The 20733-nt window shown below is 63.8% G+C and carries 19 protein-coding genes; 15 read left to right on the top strand and 4 right to left on the bottom strand.

Annotated features, from left to right (window positions below):
* Positions 1-126 precede the first annotated feature (126 nt).
* The 3 genes from fdhA to ACEN2S_RS05650 all read left to right on the top strand — a co-directional run bounded on the left by fdhA (position 127) and on the right by ACEN2S_RS05650 (position 4452).
* On the top strand, positions 127-1308 hold the full coding sequence (gene fdhA / locus ACEN2S_RS05660) for a formaldehyde dehydrogenase, glutathione-independent (protein ID WP_441863507.1): 1182 nt from the start codon (positions 127-129) through the stop codon (positions 1306-1308).
* Between the two features lie 323 nt (positions 1309-1631).
* Positions 1632-3299 carry a BCCT family transporter gene (locus ACEN2S_RS05655; RefSeq protein ID WP_441863505.1) on the top strand — a complete coding sequence of 556 codons (1668 nt, stop codon included), beginning with the start codon at positions 1632-1634 and terminating at the stop codon, positions 3297-3299.
* Between the two features lie 193 nt (positions 3300-3492).
* Positions 3493-4452 carry a LysR family transcriptional regulator gene (locus tag ACEN2S_RS05650; protein ID WP_441863502.1) on the top strand — a complete coding sequence of 320 codons (960 nt, stop codon included), beginning with the start codon at positions 3493-3495 and terminating at the stop codon, positions 4450-4452.
* Positions 4453-4516: 64 nt separating this feature from the next.
* Here the strand turns inward: ACEN2S_RS05650 and ACEN2S_RS05645 are convergent, their stop codons facing one another.
* Positions 4517-5002: a RidA family protein gene (locus ACEN2S_RS05645; RefSeq protein ID WP_441863499.1), complete on the bottom strand. Its 486-nt coding sequence runs from the start codon at positions 5000-5002 to the stop codon at positions 4517-4519.
* A 281-nt stretch (positions 5003-5283) separates the two neighbouring features.
* On the opposite strand from ACEN2S_RS05645, the gene ACEN2S_RS05640 reads away from it, so the two are divergent.
* From ACEN2S_RS05640 to ACEN2S_RS05625, 4 genes are all read left to right on the top strand, one after another.
* A complete protein-coding gene (locus ACEN2S_RS05640; RefSeq protein WP_441863496.1) occupies positions 5284-6675 on the top strand; it encodes an amidase in 1392 nt (463 codons plus the stop codon).
* Positions 6676-6812: 137 nt separating this feature from the next.
* Entirely contained in the window at positions 6813-7802 is a 990-nt protein-coding gene (locus ACEN2S_RS05635; RefSeq protein WP_441863494.1) for a TRAP transporter substrate-binding protein, read from the top strand.
* Positions 7803-7823: 21 nt separating this feature from the next.
* Positions 7824-8333, top strand: coding sequence for a TRAP transporter small permease (locus ACEN2S_RS05630; RefSeq protein WP_441863492.1), 510 nt, complete (start codon positions 7824-7826; stop codon positions 8331-8333).
* A 10-nt stretch (positions 8334-8343) separates the two neighbouring features.
* Positions 8344-9618 (top strand): TRAP transporter large permease, encoded by a 1275-nt coding sequence (locus tag ACEN2S_RS05625; RefSeq protein ID WP_441863489.1) that lies wholly within the window; start codon positions 8344-8346, stop codon positions 9616-9618.
* A gap of 105 nt (positions 9619-9723) precedes the next feature.
* Here the strand turns inward: ACEN2S_RS05625 and ACEN2S_RS05620 are convergent, their stop codons facing one another.
* Together ACEN2S_RS05620 and ACEN2S_RS05615 are read right to left on the bottom strand one after the other, a co-directional pair.
* On the bottom strand, positions 9724-11259 hold the full coding sequence (locus ACEN2S_RS05620; protein WP_441863488.1) for an AMP-binding protein: 1536 nt from the start codon (positions 11257-11259) through the stop codon (positions 9724-9726).
* Positions 11256-12416 (bottom strand): acetyl-CoA acetyltransferase, encoded by a 1161-nt coding sequence (locus tag ACEN2S_RS05615; protein WP_441863485.1) that lies wholly within the window; start codon positions 12414-12416, stop codon positions 11256-11258. The genes ACEN2S_RS05620 and ACEN2S_RS05615 overlap by 4 nt, the downstream gene beginning before the upstream one ends.
* 83 nt (positions 12417-12499) lie before the next feature.
* On the opposite strand from ACEN2S_RS05615, the gene ACEN2S_RS05610 reads away from it, so the two are divergent.
* Positions 12500-13051 carry a LuxR C-terminal-related transcriptional regulator gene (locus ACEN2S_RS05610; RefSeq protein ID WP_441863482.1) on the top strand — a complete coding sequence of 184 codons (552 nt, stop codon included), beginning with the start codon at positions 12500-12502 and terminating at the stop codon, positions 13049-13051.
* Positions 13052-13106: 55 nt separating this feature from the next.
* Here the strand turns inward: ACEN2S_RS05610 and ACEN2S_RS05605 are convergent, their stop codons facing one another.
* Positions 13107-13886 (bottom strand): IclR family transcriptional regulator, encoded by a 780-nt coding sequence (locus tag ACEN2S_RS05605; protein WP_441863479.1) that lies wholly within the window; start codon positions 13884-13886, stop codon positions 13107-13109.
* Between the two features lie 126 nt (positions 13887-14012).
* On the opposite strand from ACEN2S_RS05605, the gene ACEN2S_RS05600 reads away from it, so the two are divergent.
* From ACEN2S_RS05600 to ACEN2S_RS05570, 7 genes are read left to right on the top strand one after another with little or no spacing between them, the layout of a single operon-like run.
* Positions 14013-15215 carry a CaiB/BaiF CoA transferase family protein gene (locus ACEN2S_RS05600; protein WP_441863477.1) on the top strand — a complete coding sequence of 401 codons (1203 nt, stop codon included), beginning with the start codon at positions 14013-14015 and terminating at the stop codon, positions 15213-15215.
* A gap of 3 nt (positions 15216-15218) precedes the next feature.
* The gene (locus ACEN2S_RS05595; RefSeq protein ID WP_441863474.1) at positions 15219-16385 is read left to right on the top strand and encodes an acyl-CoA dehydrogenase family protein; all 1167 of its coding nucleotides are present in this window, start codon (positions 15219-15221) and stop codon (positions 16383-16385) included.
* 11 nt (positions 16386-16396) lie between these two features.
* Positions 16397-16855 carry a MaoC family dehydratase gene (locus ACEN2S_RS05590; RefSeq protein ID WP_441863472.1) on the top strand — a complete coding sequence of 153 codons (459 nt, stop codon included), beginning with the start codon at positions 16397-16399 and terminating at the stop codon, positions 16853-16855.
* Positions 16855-17712, top strand: a complete 858-nt coding sequence (locus tag ACEN2S_RS05585) for an HpcH/HpaI aldolase/citrate lyase family protein (protein ID WP_441863470.1) — start codon at positions 16855-16857, stop codon at positions 17710-17712. Before ACEN2S_RS05590 ends, ACEN2S_RS05585 begins: the two co-directional genes overlap by 1 nt.
* A 24-nt stretch (positions 17713-17736) precedes the next feature.
* On the top strand, positions 17737-18321 hold the full coding sequence (locus ACEN2S_RS05580) for a TRAP transporter small permease (protein ID WP_441863467.1): 585 nt from the start codon (positions 17737-17739) through the stop codon (positions 18319-18321).
* Positions 18318-19604, top strand: coding sequence for a TRAP transporter large permease (locus ACEN2S_RS05575; RefSeq protein ID WP_441863465.1), 1287 nt, complete (start codon positions 18318-18320; stop codon positions 19602-19604). Before ACEN2S_RS05580 ends, ACEN2S_RS05575 begins: the two co-directional genes overlap by 4 nt.
* Positions 19605-19648: 44 nt before the next feature.
* Positions 19649-20668 (top strand): TRAP transporter substrate-binding protein, encoded by a 1020-nt coding sequence (locus tag ACEN2S_RS05570; protein ID WP_441863463.1) that lies wholly within the window; start codon positions 19649-19651, stop codon positions 20666-20668.
* Positions 20669-20733: the final 65 nt, after the last annotated feature.

Genomic DNA, 20733 nt, shown 5'->3' with positions numbered 1-20733 from the left:
GCAGCCACCCCGGAAACGATCGGCGATGCCCGCATGGATGCCTTTGGCTTCCTGCATGCAACGTACTGTCATCATTGATTAATTTCGGCAACTTCAGATAACTGACGCTCGGAGGAGGAGCAGCAGATGAGCAATATTGGTGTGGTTTACACGGGCGCAGGCAAGGTCGAAGTCCAGAAGATCGACGATCCGAAACTGGCGGCACCGAACGGGCGCAAGCTCGAACATGCGGTCATCCTGAAGGTCCTCTCGACCAATATCTGCGGCTCGGACCAGCATATGGTGCGCGGGCGGACCACGGCGCAGGCCGGGCTGGTGCTGGGCCATGAGATCACCGGCGAAGTGATCGAAAAGGGCTCGGATGTCGAAATGCTCGAGATCGGCGATGTGGTCTCGGTGCCGTTCAACGTCGCTTGTGGCCGCTGCCGCTGCTGCCGCGAAGGCGATACCGGGGTCTGCCTGACCGTGAACCCGGAGCGCGCCGGCGGCGCCTATGGCTACGTCGATATGGGGGGATGGATTGGCGGTCAGGCCCGCTATGTCACCGTGCCCTATGCCGATTTCAACCTGCTAAAATTCCCCGACCGCGACCGCGCCATGGAAAAGATCCGCGATCTGACCATGCTGTCGGACATCCTGCCCACCGGCTTTCACGGTGCGCTGCAGGCCGGGGTGGGCGTCGGCTCCATCGTCTATGTCGCGGGCGCGGGCCCGGTCGGGCTGGCCGCGGCGGCCTCGGCGCGGATCTTGGGCGCAGCGGTGGTGATGATCGGCGATTTCAACAAGGAACGGCTGGAACATGCCGCCCGCGTCGGCTTCACCCCGGTGGATTTGTCGCTGGGGGACAACCTGCCCGAGATGATCGCCGACATCATCGGCACGCCGGAAGTGGATGCCGCAATTGATGCGGTGGGCTTTGAAGCGCGCGGTCATTCGGGCGGCGAGCAGCCTGCCATCGTGCTGAACCAGATGATGGAGATCACCCGCGTTGCGGGCCGGATCGGCATTCCCGGCCTCTATGTGACCGAGGATCCGGGTGCGGTCGATGCCGCGGCCAAGACCGGCAACCTGTCGATGCGCTTCGGCCTCGGCTGGGCCAAGGCGCACAGCTTTCACACCGGCCAGACGCCGGTGCTGAAATACAACCGTCAGCTGATGCAGGCCATTCTGCACGACCGGCTGCCCATCGCCGATATCGTGAATGCCACGGTCATGCCGCTCGAGCGTGCAGCGGAAGGCTATGCAAGTTTCGACAGCGGCGTCGCGAAGAAATTCGTGCTCGACCCGCACGGGCTGCTGGCCTCGTAATCCGGGCTGCCCGGGCCCGTCCGGCACCGGGATCCGGTGCCGCAAGCGCCCGGTCTGCCTGCGCTCCGGGCGTGTGGCAAGCCAGGAAAGACCCGCGCGGCAGGGCCGTGCAGACCCCGTTTCCGGTTGTCGGAAACGGGGTGTTTTCCATTGATTTTTTCAAATTATACATTGGTAATCAAATGGTTACATAAAGCCTTGCCTTGTCGCTTTTGTCGCCAAAAATGTCCATCTCGTTCCCGCGCCACGGGGGATAGCCGCGCATTTTCGGGCCGACATAAGAGCATCGAAATACGCCGCGCCACATTCGCAGGGAACATGTGATGTCCATCAAACCACCTTTAACAGATCTGCCCATCAAGACCGCCAGCAAGGGGTTTTACGAAGGGTTCAACACCATCGTCACCGTCGGATCGAAAATCCTCGTCGGTCTTCTGATCATCTGGGCCGCGGCCTTTCCGGTAAAGGCGGGTGCCGCGCTTTCGGTGGTCAGCGGCCTGCTGCTGAAGTCCTTTGGCACCTGGTACATCTATGTGATGGCCTTTTATCTGCTCACCTGTCTCATCCTGGCGATCTGGCCGACGACGGGCCGGATCCGGCTTTCGGCGGAGGGCGAGGGGCCGGAATTCTCGACCTTCTCCTGGTTCTCGATGATGTTTGGCGCGGGCATCGGCATCGGCATGCTGACCTATGCCACCGGCGAGCCGATCTATCACTTCGCGACCAATCCCGATGTGATCATGGGCAAGATGGCCGGTGAAAGCCCCGAGGTGGTGCGCATGGCCTTCAAATGGTCATTCCTGCATTGGGGCATGTCGGCCTGGGGCTGCTATGCGCTGACCGGTCTGGCGCTGGCCTTCTTCAGCTACCGGCGCGGGCTGCCGCTGACCATCCGCTCCGGTCTGACGCCGCTCTTTGGGCGCAGCCTGTCGGGCTGGCTGGGCCATTCGGTCGATATCGTCGCGGTGATCGCCACGGTTCTGGGCGTGGCTGTGACCATTGGCTTTGGCGTGTCGCAATTCTCCAGCGGTCTTTACAACATCACCGGCTCTGATTGGCTGATGACGCCCGAGGGCAATCCGACGACTCTGGCAATGATCCTTGCGCTGGTGGTCATCATGGGCCTGTCGACCCTGTCGGCGCTGTCGGGCGTGGGCAAAGGCATCAAATGGCTGTCGAACCTGAACATGGGGCTGACCTTCTTCTTTCTGGCCTTCCTTCTGGTCTTCGGCTCCACCACCTTTGCGCTGAAGGCGCTTTTTGTCGGGATGTGGGACTATCTGCTGGCGTTGCCCGGCATGATGTTCACCGTCTGGCATCCCGATGGCACCGAAACCGGTGATGCTCTGGCCAAATGGCAGGGGGACTGGACCATTTTCTACTGGGCCTGGTGGATCGCCTTTGCCCCCTTCGTCGGTCTGTTTCTGGCGCGGATTTCCAAGGGCCGTACCCTGCGCGAATATGTGCTGGGCGCGATGATCGTGCCGTCGCTCATGTGCTTCATCTGGTTCGCAATGGCCGGCGGTACGGCCATTGATCTCGAACTCAATGGCGGTGCGGGGCGCGCGATCCTCAATGCCGGACTGTCGAGCCAGCTTTTTGCGACCGTCAACCAGTTGCTGTCGCCGGGCCTTGCCGCTGTCATGTCGGCGCTGCTGGTCGTCTTGCTGCTGACCTATCTGGTCACGTCGGCGGATTCCGCGATCCTCATCATCAACACGATCAACGCGGCGGGCGATGAAACCCCGAAAGGGCGCGCGCATATCGTCGTCTGGGGGCTGGCGCTGACGCTGGTGATCTCGGCGCTGCTGCTGGCGGGGGGCCTCTCGGCGATCCAGACGGCGATGATCATTGGTGCTTTGCCCTTCAGCTTTGTGCTGGCGCTGATGGGTGTGGCGCTGATCAAGGCGATCTGGCGCGATGCGCTGCGCGACCGTCAGTCCGCTGATGCCGGGACCGAGGCTGCGACAGCACTACCGCGCGCGAAATAATCCACACCGAAAGGTCGGGCGGCGCCGTTGTCTGCGCGCCGCCCGACCAATGCCGCTCCACGGCCCTTGTACTGGGTCAGGCCATCGCGGGCATTGCAAGCCATGCGGAAGGGAGGGGGCCGGGAAAGCCTTGCCGTGCGCGCCGCATAGAGCGATAGGGGATCAGTCCCAGCCGTTCTTCCGGAGGCCTGCCATGCTCAATCTCGTTGCTTGCCGGTATTTTTCGGAGGTCGCGCGGCACGGGTCGTTGCGCGCAGCGGCTGACCGTCTTCACGTCGCCCCCTCGGCGATCAGCCGCCAGATTTCAAAACTGGAGCATGAGTTGGATGTGCAGCTTCTGGAACGCCACGCCAATGGCGTGCGACTGACTGAAGCGGGTGCCTTGCTGAACGCCCATCTCGCAGTGGTTTTTGATCGGATTGATCTGGCCAAAGGCGAGATTGCCGATCTCAAAGGGTTGAAACGCGGGCAGGTTTCGGTGGCAACGGTTGAAGGTGTGACGCGGCCGTTCTTGTCCGAAAAGATCGCCGCCTTCCGCCGCGATTTCCCGTCCATCGAAATGCGGGTCCGTATCCGTGGCCGCGAGCGGGTGCTGGAGGCGCTGGAGCAACATATCTGCCAGATCGGGATTCTCTACGATCACTTCTCGCATCCGATCATCGAGACGGTGGGAAAATGGCACCAACCCCTTTTGGCGCTGGTGCCCCGGGATCATCCCTTCGCGGATGGGCGGGTGGTGCAGCTGGATGACATCATCGCGCTGCCCTGCGTGATGCCGGATGACAGTTTTGGCATCCACCACCTCGTCAACCGCGTCTATGCCAAGCTGGGCGCGCGGCCCAATGCGGTGTTGATGGCGGATCAGTTCCATTTTCTGATCGACCATGCGCTGCGGACGGGCGCGATCATCTTCCTGCCCTTGCAGGCCGCTTTGACCGAGGTTCAATCGGGGCAGGTGGTGCCCATGAACCTGCACTGCAAGGAGTTCGAGTACCGCTATATCTACGCCGTGACGCGGCGGGATCAGCAGCTGCCACCGGCGGCGGCGGCCTTTTTGCGCTTCATCCTCTCGGCGTTTGCCGAAGGTGAGAAGCTGGACGCCGAACTTCTCGCGGCGCTTCGGGACGCCCAGCCCCGCGGCGCGCCGGGATGAGGCGACGAAGGCGGGCGGCAGGCGCGTCAGAACCCGCCGCCCCCCGTCTGCTGTCTGCTGCAGGTCAGACGTGCAGTTCCACCGTGATGTCAGCTTCGATGGGGGCGTTCAGGCCCAGCTCGTGCTGTGTCAGCGCGGCGCGCGCATGTTTGCCGTTTTCCGGGCCCCAGAGCGCCACGAACAGATCCGACACCCCGTTGAGCACCAGATGCGGTTCGGTAAAGCCGGGCGCACAGGAGACATAGCCGATCATCTTCACGATCCGTTTCACGCGGTCCAGATCGCCGAGCACCGCCTTCATCATCGCAAGGTGATTGATCGCCATCAGCCGCGCCGAAGCATAGCCCTCTTCAATCGTCAGATCAGAGCCGAGTTTGCCGACATAGGGCAGCACGTCATTGTCATGCTCGTCCGGTTTTGTCCCCAGCGTGCCGGAGGTGAAAAGCAGATTCCCGACGACCACACCGGGGAGATAATTCCCGATCGGCTTGGGGGGACGGGGAAGAATGATGCCCATGTCGTTCAGGCGGGATTCGATAAGATGCGGCATGTACTTTCTCTCTGTTGACCGCCCCTGAACCTAGCGGGAACTGAGACCGCCTGACGTGAGTAAACGGCAACGGTGCTTTGCCGAAATCGCAACGCGCCGCATGTCGTGACCCAATCTCTTCTGTTGAAATGTATATTTTTCAGATGCTTGTAGGGTGCGTTTCGCGGGCGCAGCAAGTGATGGGCGTGGTGCAGCAAGAATTTCAGCGCTGGCGTAATCGTGATCCGACCATAAGGTTCGGGCCAAGACCTCAGCGTGAAAGGCCGCCTGTGACACATCCCGTGACCCACCAACCGCTTTCCCGGATCGCGCAGAATCTGCGCGACGGGACCCTGACGGCCCGCCAGTTGGCCGAGGCGGCCTGCGCCGCCCATGACGCATCCGAGCCCGCGTTGAATGCCTATAAACATTGGGCGGGCGCGCAGATGCTGGCGCAGGCGGAGGCGGTCGATCTCTTCGTCAAAAGCGGTCAGGATCACGGGCCGCTGATGGGGATGCCGGTCTCGGCCAAGGACCTTTACGGCGTGCCCAACATGCCCATTTTCGCCGGAACCGATGCGGCCTTGCCCGCGGCATGGCAAGCGGCGGGGCCGGTTGTGCAGGCGGTGACCGGGCAGCTGGGGCTGATTTCGGGCAAGACGCATACGGTTGAATTTGCCTATGGTGGCATGGGCACGAATGCGCATTGGGGGGCGCCGGTCAATCCGTGGTCGGCCGCGAATGCGCCGCGCGCGCCGGGCGGGTCGAGTGCGGGGGCCGGGGTCGCGTTGGCGCAGGGGTCCTGTCTTGTGGCGCTGGGGACCGATACGGCCGGATCGGTGCGGGTGCCTGCCGCCCTCACCGGTCAATGCGCGCTGCAAACCACGCGCGGCCGCTGGTCGCGCGCGGGGATCGTGCCGCTCTCGCCCTCGCTCGATTCCCCCGGCATCCTGTGCCGCACGGTGGAGGATCTGGCCTTTGCTTTCGGGGCGATTGATCCCGGCAGGCCGCAGGCCGTGCAGGCGCGCGCGCTCTCCGGGATGCGGATCGGTGCGGTGCAGAACATTGTCTGGGACGGGGCGGATCCGAGCATTGCCGAGACCACCCGCGCGGCCCTCGCCAGGCTCGAACGCAATGGTGCGGCAGTGACCGACATCACGCTTCCGCATCTGGACACCGCGCTGGAGATCTTTGGTCAGGGCGGGCTGGCGGCGGCGGAACTGCGCGCTTTCATGGAGATGACTTTCCCCGAGCGGATCGCGCGGCTCGATCCGATGGTGCGCGCCCGGGTGGAGATGGCCGATCAGCTGCCGGCCGTCGAGTATCTGCGCCGCGCGGCGGTGCTGAGCGCGGCGGCGCAGGCGGCGGCCGCGGTCTTTGACACCGTCGATGTGCTGGTCACGCCGACGGTGCCGATCAGCGCACCGCTGCTGGCGGATCTGGCCGATCCCGACGCCTATCGCCAGGCGAACATGCTGACGTTGCGCAACACCGCCTTCGTGAATCTTTTTGGCTGGTGCGCGCTCTCGCTGCCCACGGGCCTTGATCACAACGGCATCCCGGTCGGGCTGCAGATGATCGCGCCGCCGCGGCAGGAGGAAGCGCTGCTGGCGATGGCTTTGGGGGTGGAGGCCGCCCTCGGGCGTGGGCCCGATCTGCTGGGCCCCGCCCCGCGCGCCGCACGTCCCGCCTGACCACGCATAGCAATCTGCCTGCGCCCCGAACCGCCGGGGGCAGGCGCAAGAGACAGGCCTGACGACGCGGGCGGCATCACAAGATCGCCCGGCAGGTCCCGAAACGACACCGAACGATAAAACCAACAGGAGATATCATGTCCATCAAAGTGCTCAACCTGTCCGCAGCGACCCTGCTTGGCCTGGCGCTGACCACCGCCGCCTATGGCGCCGATTTCACGCTGACCTTCGCACATGTGCTGACCGAAGACACCCCGAACGCCCGCGCGGCGGTGAAGTTCAAGGAAGAGGTCGAGGCGAAATCCGAGGGCCGGATCGAGGTCAATATCCGTCCCGCCGCGCAGCTGGGCGGCGATGTGGAGATCATCGAGCAGACCCAGATGGGTCTTGTCGATATTGCCATCCCGCCCACCGGCAACCTCGCGAATTTCAACGAGAAAATGTACCTCTTCGATCTGCCGTTCCTGATGACCGATAACGCCGCAATGGCGCGGGTGCTGGATGGCGAGGTCGGGACCGAGCTGCTCGGCACGCTGGAAAGCAACAACCTGCACGGCATTGCGATGTGGGGCGCGGGCTTTCGCCACATGACCAACAACGTCCGCCCGATCACCGGCCCGGATGACCTCAAGGGCATCAAGATGCGCACCCTGCAGGCGCCGACGATCCTGTCGACCTACCGCGCCTACGGTGCCAACCCCACCGCCATGGCCTATGTCGAGGTTTACAACGGCCTGCAGCAGGGCGTGGTCGAGGGGCAGGAAAACCCGCTCGCCAATATTGCCTCGATGAAGTTCTACGAGGTGCAGAAATACATGACGCTGACGGGCCATGCCTATCACACCTATGCCGCAGTGATGAACAAGAACAAATGGGACAGCCTGCCGGAAGATCTGCAGGCCATCGTGGCGGATGCGATGATCGTGGGCCGCGATGCCGCGCGCCAATATACCGATGAGGACGAGGCGAAGATCCTTGAGGCGATCAAGGATCAGATCGAGATCCTGCCGCTGTCGGACGAGGGCCGCGCCGCCTTCATCGAGGCCTCCAAGCCGATCTATGAAGAGTTTGCGCCGAAGGTGACGCAAGAGCTTCTGGACAAGGCCATCGCCGCAGCGAAAGGCTGATCCGGAATGGGGGCCGGAACGATGATCAAAGGCGTGAACCGCATCATTGACTGGATCGAGAATATCCTCGTCACGGTGCTTATCCTGACCGCGACACTGGTGGCCATCGGGCAGGTGATCGCACGCTATGTGTTCAACAACTCGCTCTATTGGTCCGAGGAGTTGATCCTGTATTCGCTGATCACCATGAGTTTTCTGACCATGGGCATGGGGGTGCGCTATGCCTCGCATATCAGCGTCGAGGCGATTTACGCCGTCGCCGGTCCCCGCATGGCACGCGCCCTTCAGATCGGGGCGGCCTGCCTCGGTCTGGCTTTTGCCAGCGTGCTGGTCTTTTACGGCATCAAGCTGTCGATCAATACGATGCGGATGGGGCAGCTCTCTCCCGCGATGCGGATCCCGGTGGGGTATATCTATCTGATCATCCCGGTCTCGGGCGGGCTGATGGCGCTGCGCTATCTGCTGGTGCTGCAATCCATTGTGACCGGGCGGGCCTATGTCGCGCCGCCGGTCGACATCAAAACAAGCTGAGGGCGTATCCATGGTTTCTGCACTGGTTCCGGCCTTCTTCGGGCTGCTGTTGTTCGGCCTGCCGATCTTTGCCGCATTGGCAATGTCGGTGGCGCTGGTCTTCTATTTCATCGGCGGTATTGATCCCGTCGTCGTGCCGATGCGCATGTTCTCGGGGATGAACAACTTCTCGCTGATGTCGATCCCCTTCTTCATTCTGGCGGCAGAGCTGATGCGGATCGGCGGGCTCTCTGACCGCCTGATCGGCCTTGCACGGGCGCTGATCGGCTGGCTGCCGGGCGGTCTGGCGGCGGCGGCGGTGGTCGCCTGCCTGATGTTCGGCTCCATCTCCGGCTCGTCGCCCGCCACGGTGATCGCGATTGGCACGATCATGTATCCGGCGATGGTGGCGGCGGGCTATGACAAGTTCTTCTCGATCGGGCTGATCACCACTGCGGGCACATTGGGGCCGATCGTGCCCCCGTCAATCGCCCTGATCATCTACGGTTCGGTCACCGGCACTTCCGTGGGCAAATTGTTCGCGGCAGGGCTGCTGCCCGCGCTGTTGATCGGCGGGATCCTGATTGCCTATGCCTGCTGGTATTCGGTGCACAAAGGCTATCCGCGCGATGCTTTCCCGACGCTGCGCTCCATCCTGACGGCGTTCAAGCGCGCCGCCTGGGGGCTGGGGCTGCCGGTGATCCTGCTCGGCGGGATTTACACGGGCGTTTTCACGCCCACGGAATCCGCCGCCACCGCCTGCCTTTATGGCTGGTTCGTGGGGGCCATCATCTATCGCAGCATATCCTTGCGCGAGATGCTGGTCGTGCTGCGCAACACCGGTCTCATCTCCGGTCCGTTGTTGCTGATCACGGCGGGGGCATCGGCCTTTTCCTGGCTTTTGGCCAGCACGGGGGCGCCGTCGGATCTGGCGGGCTACATCCTGTCGGGGACCGACAATCCGATTGTCGTTGTCGCGCTGTTCAACGTGATCTTGCTGATTGCGGGCTGTTTTCTGGACAGCGCCTCGGCCATCATCATCCTCGGCCCGCTCATGCAGCCGATCGCGGCGCAGGTCGGGGTGGATCCGATCCATTTCGGGATCATCATGCTGGTGAACCTCTCGGTGGGGATGCTGACGCCTCCGGTTGGGCTCAACCTGTTCGTGGCGATGGGCGTGGCGAAGATGACCCTCTTCGAGATCTTCCGCGCCGCCCTGCCGACAATCGTGCTGATGCTGGTGGCGCTGATCGTGCTGTCCTATGTGCCGTTCTTCAGCATGCTCCTGCCGTCGCTGATGTTCTGAGGGCCTTGCGGCTGGCGCCCCTTGAGCAAGGGGTGCCGGTTCCCGGCCGTGATCTGCGCGGCCCTCTGCGGGTTGGCTGCAGCGCGGGTCAGGTTTCAGGCCCGATCAGCCCGCCACTTGCGGCGACATGGCCAGCAGCCGCGCCCGCAGCTCGGTCTTCAGCACCTTGCCGTAGCTGTTCTTGGGCAATTCGGTCACGAAAACATAGCGTTTTGGCTTTTTGAAACGGGCGATCATCCCGCTGCATGCCGCGTCGAGCGCCTGAGGCTCCGGCGGGGTCGCGCCGTGGGGCACGACAAAGGCCACCACGATTTCCCCCCAGTCCGGATCCGGCGCGCCGATCACGGAGACCTCGCTGACCCCGGCATGCGTCAGCAGGGCCTCCTCCACTTCGCGCGGATAGATGTTCGATCCGCCCGAGATCACCAGATCCCTGGCCCTGTCTTGCAGGTGCAGATAGCCTTCGGGGTCCAGATAGCCCAGATCGCCGGTCATCAGCCATCCGTCGCGCAACGCTTGCGCGGTGGCCTCGGGGTTGTCGAGATAGCCCTGCATCACCTGGGGGCCGCGCACGGCGATTTCACCGATTTCGCCTGCGGCCAGCGGGGTAAGGTCCGACGAGACAACCTGCAGCTCGGCAACGCTATGCGCCCGCCCGACGGAGGCAAGGTGCCGGGTCCAGTCAGGATGCGTGCGGTTGGCCAGATCGGCGCGCGACAGGGCGGATATCGTCATCGGAGATTCCCCCTGCCCGTATATCTGGACGAATTTGGGGCCAAAGACCTCGAGGGCGGTCTGAATATCGGCAACATACATCGGCCCGCCGCCGTAAACGATGGTCTTGATCCCGTCGCCCGTCGCGCCGGTGGCGCGGGCGGCATCGATCAGCCGTTTGACCATCGTGGGGGCCGCAAACATCGAGATATTGCGCAGCGCGCGCGCCAGCGTCAGGATTTCGGCCGGCTCAAAGCCGCCGCTCTCGGGGATCACATGGCGCGCGCCGCGCTGGACATGGATGAAGTTGTACAGCCCTGCACCATGCGACATCGGCGCGGCATATAGCGCGGCATCCTCCGGCGCGACCGCATCCACATCCGCGAGGTAAGACAGCGACATCGCCAGCAGATTTCCCGCACTGAGGATGGCGCCTTTGGGCCGCCCGGTGGTGCCGGATGTATAGAAGAGCCAGGCGGGATCGTCGGGGTCCATCGCCACAGGCCAGGGCAGCGGCGCAGAGGCCTTCATCGCGGCAAAAGCGGCGCTGTCCGGAGCGATGCAGGGCGGCGCGCCAAGGGGGCAGGCGGCCTGCAATCCATGGGAATCATGGATGAAAACCAGCTTGCAGGACGCGGCATTGACGATCCAGGCGACCTCACGCGCGTGCAGCTTGTGGTTCACCGGCACCGTTGATGCACCGGCCCAGAGGATGCCATAGAGGATGGGCAGATAGTCGGCGCAATTGGGCAGGCAGATTGCCACACGGTCGCCGCGCCCGATGCCGCGGGCGCGCAGATCGGCGGCAATGCCCGCGGCGCGGCGGGCGAAGCCTGCGTAGTCGGCCACTTGCCGCGTGCCCTGAAACAGCGCCGGGGCCTGCGGGCTCGAGCGTGCGGTGCGCGCCAGCCATTCCGCCGGATTCATCGCGCGGGCTCCAGGATCGAGCAGTAATTCGCCACGCCCGAGCCGCCCATGTTGAAGACGAGGCCCAGATCTGTGTTCTCGGCTTGCATGGCACCTGCCGTGCGGGTCAGTTGCCGCGCCGCCATGACATGCATCGACACACCGGTCGCCCCCACCGGATGGCCCTTGGCCTTCAGCCCCCCCGACAGGTTTACCGGCAGACGGCCGCCTTTCACCACAATCCCCTCACGCAGGGCCTCGGCGCCGCGGCCCTTGGGTTTCAGCCCCATGGCTTCGTAAATCATCAGTTCCGCGATGGTGAAACAATCATGCACTTCGGCAAAGCCGATGTCCGCAAGCGTCACGCCTGCCCTGTCAAAAGCCCGCTCAAACGCCACCTTCGGCCCGGTCAGCTCGGTCATGTCGCGGCGTGACATCGGCAGAAAGTCATTCACCTGAACCGCCGCGCGGAAGCTCACCGCCCGCGGAAACGCCGCCGCCAATTCGGGTGCCACGATCACCAGCGCCGCCGCGCCGTCCGAAATGAGCGAGCAATCGGTCATGCGCAAGGGGGCGGCGATCATCGGATTTTTCTCCGACACGGTGTTGCAGAAGGCAAAGGACACGGCCTTGTGCAGATGCGCCAACGGGTTCGCCAGCGCATTGGCGTGGTTCTTCACCGCGATATGGGCCAGCGCCTCGGACTGATCGCCGAAGAGCTGGAAATACTGCCCGGCGATGCGCCCGAAGATCTGCGGAAAGCTGACACCCTGCTCCTCTTTTTGATACGAAGCCCCGGCGAGCGCTTGTGTGACGCCCGCGGTGTCCAGCCCGGTCATTTTCTCGACCCCGACCACCAGCGCGATTTTCGCCGATCCGCTGCGCACCGCCTCCAGCGCCGCATAGATCGCGGCAGAACCGGAGGCGCAGGCATTCTCGCAGCGCGTCGCAGGGGTGAACCGCAGCGCGTCATCCGTGCCCAGCACCAAAGAGGCGGCAAAGGCATCGGGGACCATGCCCGAATTGAAATGCCCCAGCCAGATGCCGTCGACATCCGCCGCCGCGACCCCGGCGTGATCCAGGGCTTCGCGCGCGGCGCTGCAGATCAGCGCCTCAAGGCTCTGATCGTGCAATGCGCCGAATTTGGTGTGGCCCCAGCCGGTGATACATGGTTGCATGATGTCCTCCCGTTCGGGTGCCATCATACCGGGGCGGCCCGGTGAGGATATTCCGCAAAGTTACCTAACGGGGAGGCCCGCCGATGACCGTTCCGCCCCTCGATACCGAAATATTCGACTGCGCGCCGATCGGTTTGCTCTATACCGAAGACCGCACCATCCTGCGCTTCAACAGCCGCTTTGCCGCGATCTTTGACTATGTGCCAAGCGAGCTGACCGGAGAGTCGCTGGCCATCCTCTATCCCAGCCGTGATGAATTTGATCATACGGGCCTGCACTGGACCCGCGAACTCGGGTTGCACGGTCAATATGCCGATGAGCGGATCATGCGGCGCAAGGGCGGTTCGTTGTTCTGGTGCAGGGTCCGGGGCCAGTCGATTGACCGCGCCCACCCGCTGACCCGCGCGGTCTGGACCTTTGCCGATATCTCGGCCGAGCGCCCGGTTGCCGCCTTGTCGCGACGCGAACGTCAGGTTGGCATGTTGCTGGTGGAAGGGCTGACCGCGAAGGAAATCGCCCGTCGGCTGGACATCTCGCCGCGCACCGTTCATGTCCACAAGAATCGGCTGATGACGCGCTTTGGCGTGCGCAACTCGCTGGAGCTGGTGCGGTGCCTGACCTCGACGCCGGGCTAGGGGGCCGGGCGCGTTGCGCCTGCGCTCTCAGGGCGGCGCGTTCAGGGCGGCGCTTTCAGGACACCGGGGGCAGGGTGATGTCGCGCAGGGTGCGCGTGCTGTAGTCCGCCCCGAGTTCGCGGGCGATGGCGGCGTGAATGGCCATCGCATGGGCTTCGGCCTTTTCGGCAACCCGGAACAGCGGGCCCGCGACGGTGACCGAGAAGATCCGGTCGCGCAAGATGACGGGCACCGCGACCCCGCCCAGGTCCGGTGAGTAATTCGAGGCGGAGCGGAACCAGCCGCGCGCCCGGCCCGCCTGCATTTCCTGCTCGAGCGCTTCAAGATCGCGCGGCGCATTGGCCCCCCAATTGCCGAAACTGGCCTTGCGTAGCAAAACGTCCCGGTCCCGGGCGGGCATTTGCGACAGCAAGGCCTGGCCCGAGGCGGTGATGTGAATCGGGACCCGTTTGCCCGGCTTGGCCGCGTATCGCACCGCGGCCGACGATTCGATGACGTCCAGAAACAGCGCGTAAAGGCCGCTGGGGGCCGAGACCCAGACGGTCTCCCCGGTTGTGGCGCTCAGATCGGCGATGATGGCATGCAGCGGTTCCGGCACCGGCTCGCCCTCCGCAAAAGCATGCGCCAGTTGCATCCACCGCGACGAGGGGTAAAAGCCGCCCCGCGCGGTCGGCTCATAGAGGTATCCGTTTTCCACAAGCGTTGTCAGTATGTTGAAGGCGCTTGAACGTGGCCACCCGAAGTCACGCACGATGTCGGCCAGTGTCGCGGGCGCTTGGCGTTCCGCGAAATATTCCAGCAGCGCGATGGCATTTTCAATCTGCTTTACGGTCATGCCGCGTCTCCCGTCGGGTGCCAAGCCCGCAAGCCGTGTTGACATGCGGGGGGAAGTCTCGCATCTTTATTCCACATGCTGTTGAATTTGTCCATATATATGTACAAATGAGGGAGGAGCGGCAAAGTGGGACCTTTGACAGGACTTCGTGTCCTTGATCTCAGCTCGGTTCTGATGGGGCCATACGCGACCCAGATCCTCGGCGATTACGGGGCCGAGGTGATCAAGGTCGAAGCGCCGGGTGGTGATCTGGTGCGTCAGATTCTGCCCGCCCGGACGCCGGGCATGGGGGCGATGTTTCTCAACAGCAACCGTTCAAAACAGAGCATTCAGCTGGATCTCAAAACGCCGGAGGGGCGGGATGCGGTGCTGCGGCTCGCACAGAGCTGCGACGTGCTGGTCTCCAATGTGCGGCCAAAGGCGATGGCCCGGCTGGGCCTGTCCTGGGAGGCCGTGTCGGCAGCAAACCCGCGCCTGATCTTCGCGGCGCTCGTTGGCTTTGACCAGCGCGGCCCCTATGCGGGGCGCCCCGCCTATGATGACCTGATTCAGGGCGGCGCCTGTATTCCCTATTCCTTCATCCGCGCCGGGCAACCGCCCTCCTATGTGCCGGCGGCCATTGCCGACCGCATCGTTGGCATGTCGGCGGTGAACGCCATTCTGGCGGCGGTGCTGGAGCGCGAACGCTCGGGGCTTGGCCAAAGGGTCGAAGTGCCGATGTTTGAAACCATGCTCTCGATGATCATGGCCGATCACATGGGCGGGCTGACGTTCGAGCCGCCGCTGGATGAGGGGGGCTATCGCCGCCACCTCTCGCCCGAGCGCCGCCCCTACGCCACACAGGACGGCTATGTCTGCGCGCTGATCTACAACGATGGCCACTGGCAGCGCTTTTTCCGTGAACTGGGGCGGCCCGAGATGCCCGCCGCTGATCCGCGCTATGCCAGCTTTGCCGCGCGCATGGCCCATATTGATGAGGTCTATGCCGAGCTGGGGCAGATCATGCTGACCAAAACCACGCGCGAGTGGCTTGACCTTTTTGACGCGGCGGATGTGCCTGCGATGCCCATGCATTCCTATGCCTCAGCGATGGAAGATCCGCATCTGCAGGCCATCGGCTTTTTCGAGACGGTCGAGCATCCGACCGAGGGGCGCATCCGGCAGATGGCTGTGCCCGCGCAGTTTTCGCGCAGTCCGGCCCGGCCCGGCCGTCTGGCGCCCGGCGCCGGTGCGGATGGCGTCAGCGTGCTGAGCCGCGCCGGTTTTGCTGATGAAGAGATCGCGGCGCTCGGCCGCGCGGGTGCCCTGCGCCTGCCTGAAAAGGAATGACCCATGGATTTTACCCTGACCGATGATCAGCGGATGGTGCGCGACGCGGTGGCCCGTATCTGTGACAGCTTTGGCGACGACTACTGGTTGGAGAAGGACCGCAGCGGCGACTTTCCGCTGGATTTTTACGACGCGCTCGCCCGTGACGGCTGGCTCGGCATTTGCACCTCCGAGAAACAGGGCGGTGCTGGGCTTGGCATCACCGAAGCCGCGATCATGATGCGCCAGATTGCCGAAAGCGGGGCGGGGCTCTCCGGCGCCTCGGCGGTTCACATCAATATTTTCGGTCTGAAGCCGGTCGAGGTCTTTGGTACAGAAGCGCAAAAGGCCCGGATGATCCGCCCGATGGCGACGGGCAGCGCCAAGGCCTGCTTTGGGGTGACCGAGCCCAACACCGGGCTGAATACCACCCAGTTGAAACTGCGGGCCGACAAGCGCGGCGACAGCTATGTCGTCAATGGTCAGAAGGTCTGGATCTCGACGGCGCAGGTGGCAGACAACATCCTGCTCCTCGCACGCACCACCCCGCTGGATCAGGTGGCCAAACCGACCGAGGGCCTGTCGCTGTTCTACACGCCCCTTGACCGTGCGCGCATCACGGTTGCAGAAATCAAGAAAATGGGCCGCAAATGCGTGGATTCCAACGAGCTTTTCTTTGAGGATTTCGTGATCCCCGAACAGGATCGCATCGGGGAAGAGGGCAGGGGGTTTCACTACATCCTGCATGGCATGAACCCGGAGCGCGTGCTCATCGCGGCAGAGGCCGTGGGTCTGGGCTTTGCCGCCCTGCGCAAGGCCACCGCCTATGCGAAAGAGCGCCGCGTCTTCAACCGCGCGATCGGCCAGAACCAGAGCATCCAGCACCCCCTTGCGATCTGCCAGTCCGAGCTTGAGGCCGCATGGCTGCTTACGCTGAAAGCCGCGTGGGAATATGACAACGACCTGCCCTGCGGCGCCTCGGCGAATATGGCGAAATATCTTGCGGGCGAGGCCGGGTTCAAGGCTTGCACCCAGGCGGTGATGACCCATGGCGGCTTTGGCTATGCCAAGGAATACCACGTCGAGCGTTACCTGCGCGAAAGTCTGATCCCGCGCATCGCCCCGATCTCGCCCCAGCTTGCCCTGTGCTACATTGCCGAGCGTGTGCTCGGCCTGCCGAAATCCTATTGAAGGAACGCGCCTTGCCCGGTCTTTACTTTGAAGAATTCCACGTCGGTCAGCATTTCCGGCACGAATTGGCCCGCACGGTGAGCGAGGCCGACAACACCCTGTTCAGCCTGATGTCGATGAACCCGCAGCCGCTGCACATTGATGCGCATTTCTCTGCCGGTACCGAGTGGGGGCAGCGTCTGTTCAACTCGATGTTCACCTTCGCGATCATGGTCGGGCTGTCGGTGCAGGATACGACCCTTGGCACCACGATCGGCAATCTGGGCTTTTCCGAAGTAACCTTTCCCGCCCCGGTCTTTCACGGCGACACCCTGCGCGCCGAGACCAAAGTGCTGTCGCTGCGGCCCAGCAAATCGCGGCCCACGCAAGGGATCGTGGAGTTTGAGCATTTCTGCTTTCAACAGGACGGCACTCTGGTCGCCAGATGCAAGCGTCAGGCGCTGATGAAAAAGCGTGGGGAGGCGGTCTGATGCGCAGCTTTCTTTTCGTGCCGGGCGACAGCGAACGCAAATTTGCCAAGGCCCGCGCGGGCGATGCCGATGCGCTGATCCTTGACCTGGAGGATTCCGTCGCCGCCGCTGAAAAGGAGACGGCCCGCGCGATGGTGGCCGGGATGCTGACTGCGCCGCGGGACGGACAAGCCGTTTTCGTGCGGGTCAATGCGCTCGACACCGGGCTGACATTGGCCGATCTTGCGGCCGTCATGCCGCACCGTCCCGACGGGATCGTGCTGCCGAAATGCGAGGGCCCCGCCGGTCTGCGGCAGGTCGCGCATTATCTGGCGGCCTTTGAGGCGGCGCAGGGGCTGGGCCCGACGAAAATCCTGGCGATTGTCACCGAAACCGCTGCGTCGCTGTTCACCCTCGGCCAATATGCCGGGGTCGATGAGCGCCTTTGGGGCATGATGTGGGGCGCCGAGGATCTTTCGGCGTCGCTTGGGGCCCGCGAAAATGGTGCAGCACAGGGGTATCACTACCCTTTCCGCCTCGCGCGGAGCCTTTGTCTTGCCGGGGCGGCTGCGGCGGGTGTCGTGGCCGTGGACACCATCTGCGCCGTGCTGGATGACCTCTCGGTCGTCGCGCGGGAGGCCGGTGAGGCCCGGCGTGATGGTTTCGGCGCCAAGGCCGTGATCCATCCCAACCATGTCGCGGTGGTCAACACCGCCTTCGCCCCGACGGAGGCCGACGTGAACTGGGCCCGGCAGGTGCTCGCGGCCTTTGCCGCCGATCCCGCCGCGGGGGTGGTGCGCATCAACGGGCAGATGATCGACAAGCCGCATGAACGTGCCGCGCGCGCGATCATGGCGGCAGCCGGCAACAGCAAGTGATTTGGACAAGGCGGGGGGAGTGAGATGTCAGCACCGGGAGCGTATCAGGAACCACTGAACCAGACCTCTGCGCTGCTGGCGCGGATCGAGACGGCGCTGGTCGCCCTCTCCGCGCTGGCGATGGCGGCAATCATGTGCATCGTCATGCTGGATGTGGTGATGCGCTACGCCTTCAACGCGCCGCTGGTCTGGTCCTATGACATCATCGGCCTCTATCTTGTCGGCATAGTCTTTTTCTTCGCGCTGTCGGACACGATGCAGCAGCATGGCCATATCGCGCTCGATGTTTTCGTCCCGTTCATCCCGCTGCGGTTGCGCCATGCGGTGCAAAGCGCAGGCTTTGTGGCATCGGCCGCATTGGTCGGCGCGATCACCGTGCTGGAATACGAACAGGCCGCTGCGGCCCTTCTGGCGGATGACCGTATCGCCGGGGTGGTGCCGTTTCCGACCTGGGTGGCGCATGGGGTGTTGACGCTCGGCATGAGCGTGCTGGGCCTGCGCTGCCTCTACAGGGCGGTGTTCCATGCCGCCTCTGCCGTGGCGGGGCGCGATCTGGTCGAGCTGCCGCCGCCGCCGATTTCCGCGGGTGCAGGGGAGCATGCAGAATGACCGTCACCGTTGCGCTTTTGATTCTGGTGCTGATGCTGATTTTCGGCCTGCCGGTGGCCCTGGCGATGGGTGTGTCGGGCGCAGCCGGGCTTTACCTCTTTGGCGGCTGGCCGGTCCTTCAGGGCATCCTCAAGACCACGCCTTTGTCCACGGCCAGTGAATACGAGATCATCACCATCCCGATGTTCCTGCTGATGGCCGAGTTCGTGATTATCTCGGGGGTCGCCAACGATCTGTTCAAGGCGGCAACCATCTGGGTCGGGCGGTTGCGCGGCGGCGTGGCGATGGCCACGGCGCTGGCGGGGGCGGGATTTGGCGCCATATCCGGCTCGTCGACGGCAGCCGCGGCCACGCTGGCCTCCACCTCGATCCCGGCGATGCTGAAACAGGGGTATGACCCAAAGCTCGCCTGCGGCGTGGTGGCAATTTCGGGCACGCTGGCCATGCTGATACCGCCCTCTATCGCATTGATCCTGTACGGCATCATCGCCGATATTCCCATTGGCGCATTGCTGGTCGGCGGGGTCATTCCGGGCATCCTGGTCACCGTCACGATCATCCTGACCGTCGCTTTTCTTGTCTGGCGTGACCCCGCCGCGGCGCCGCGCGGTCAATCCTACACGATGCGGGAAAAATTCGCCTCGCTGAAGCGGGTGGGGCTGGTGCTGATCCTGTTCTTTGCCGTCACCGGCACGATCTATTCCGGCATCGGCACGCCGACCGAAGCATCGGGGATCGGCGCCTTTGCCGCCATGCTGATCGCGGCATGGGAACGCCAGTTGACGATGCGCGCCCTGCTGCAGGCGCTCCGGTCGGCCGCGCAGACGACCTGCATGGTCCTCTTCATCATCATGGGTGCCCATATCTTTGGCTATTTCTTCACCCTGACGCGCGTCACCAATGACATCACAATCTGGGTCGGCGCGCTGGACGCCTCGCGCTGGCTGATCCTTGGGGTGATCTTGCTGGGCTATCTGATCCTGGGCTTTTTCATGGATCAGATCGCGATCCTGATCCTGACCGTGCCGGTTGTGCTGCCGCTGATCCTGCAGCTGGGTTTCGATCCGATCTGGTTCGGTGTCTTGATCGTGGTGACGGCCGAGGTCGGGATGGTCACCCCGCCCCTTGGGATGAACGTCTTTGTCGTCGCGCGCTATACGCGCCGTCCCCTAGCCGAGATCTTTCGCGGTGTGGCGCCCCATGTCTGGGCGCATCTGATCGTCATCGCGATCCTCGCCGCCTTTCCCGCCATCACGCTCTGGCTCCCGTCCACCATGCGATAGCCGCGCGCCCATCTGATCCGGTCACCTGAGGAGGAGAGAAGACCATGAAAAGATTGAATGCTACACTGACGACGGCCCTGACCTTGGGGCTTGGGGCGACGGCCGCCGCCGCGGCGGACATCACCCTGCGCGTCGCCGACAGCCTGCCGGTCGGCCATTACATGACCACCGGTGTGCTGGAGCCGCTGATGGCCCAGACCCGCGATGCCACCGGCGATGCCGTCGCATTCGAGCATTTTCCCGCAAGTCAGCTTGGCAAGGCCGGTGACATGCTCTCTCTGGCGCAGACCGGTGTGGCGGATATCGCCTATGTCGGGGCCTCATATGTGGCCGACAAGCTCCCGCTGAGTTCGGTCGGTGAACTGCCGGAAGCCTTCACAAATTCCTGCGAAGGCACGGTTGCTTTTTGGGAGATCGCCAAGCCGGGCGGCGTTCTGGATCAGGCCGAATATGCGCCGCAGGGTGTCCGTGCGCTGGCCGTTCTGGTGCTGCCGCCCTATCAGGTGTTTTCGACGGGCCAGATCAGCGGCCTCGACGATCTGAAAGGGCTCAAGGTCCGCGCAACCGGGGCGGCCAAACAGATCGCGCTCAGCAAACTTGGCGCGGTGCCGGTCTCGATGTCCGCTCCCGAAACCCGCGAGGCACTGTCGCGCGGGACCGTTGATGCCGTTGCCTTCCCGATCGGGTCGATCCAGCCCTATGATCTGGCGCCCCACCTCAAGACCGCGACCGAGGGCACCAATTTCGGCTCTTTCGTCGCGACCTGGATGATCAGCCAGTCGAAATATGACAGTCTGCCTGCCGATGTGCAAAAGGCGCTGACCGATGCGGGTGCTGCTGCCACGCTCAACGGCTGCAAGGAAACCGACGCGGCGGATGCGGCGGAAAAGCAGGCGATTATTGACGCGGGCGTCACCTTCGTGACCTTGCCGGAGGCGGATATGCAGAGGCTCGACGGAACAATGGCCGCCGTTGGTGATGAATGGGCCGCCGATCTCGATACGCGCGGCAAACCTGCAACGCAGATCCTGCAAGCCTTCCGCGCCGCGCTCGCTGCCGAGTGATTTTCCGGCCCGGGTGGCGGCGCAATGCGGCGTCACCCACCGCGCAGCTGCTGGTTTGTGCAGCA

It is taken from the genome of Phaeovulum sp. W22_SRMD_FR3, from assembly GCF_052113705.1.
In the GTDB taxonomy this organism is placed as follows: Bacteria; Pseudomonadota; Alphaproteobacteria; order Rhodobacterales; family Rhodobacteraceae; genus JBGQOG01.
The sequence above is the reverse complement of the archived record's forward strand: the minus strand, read 5'-3'. Positions and strand labels throughout refer to the sequence as shown.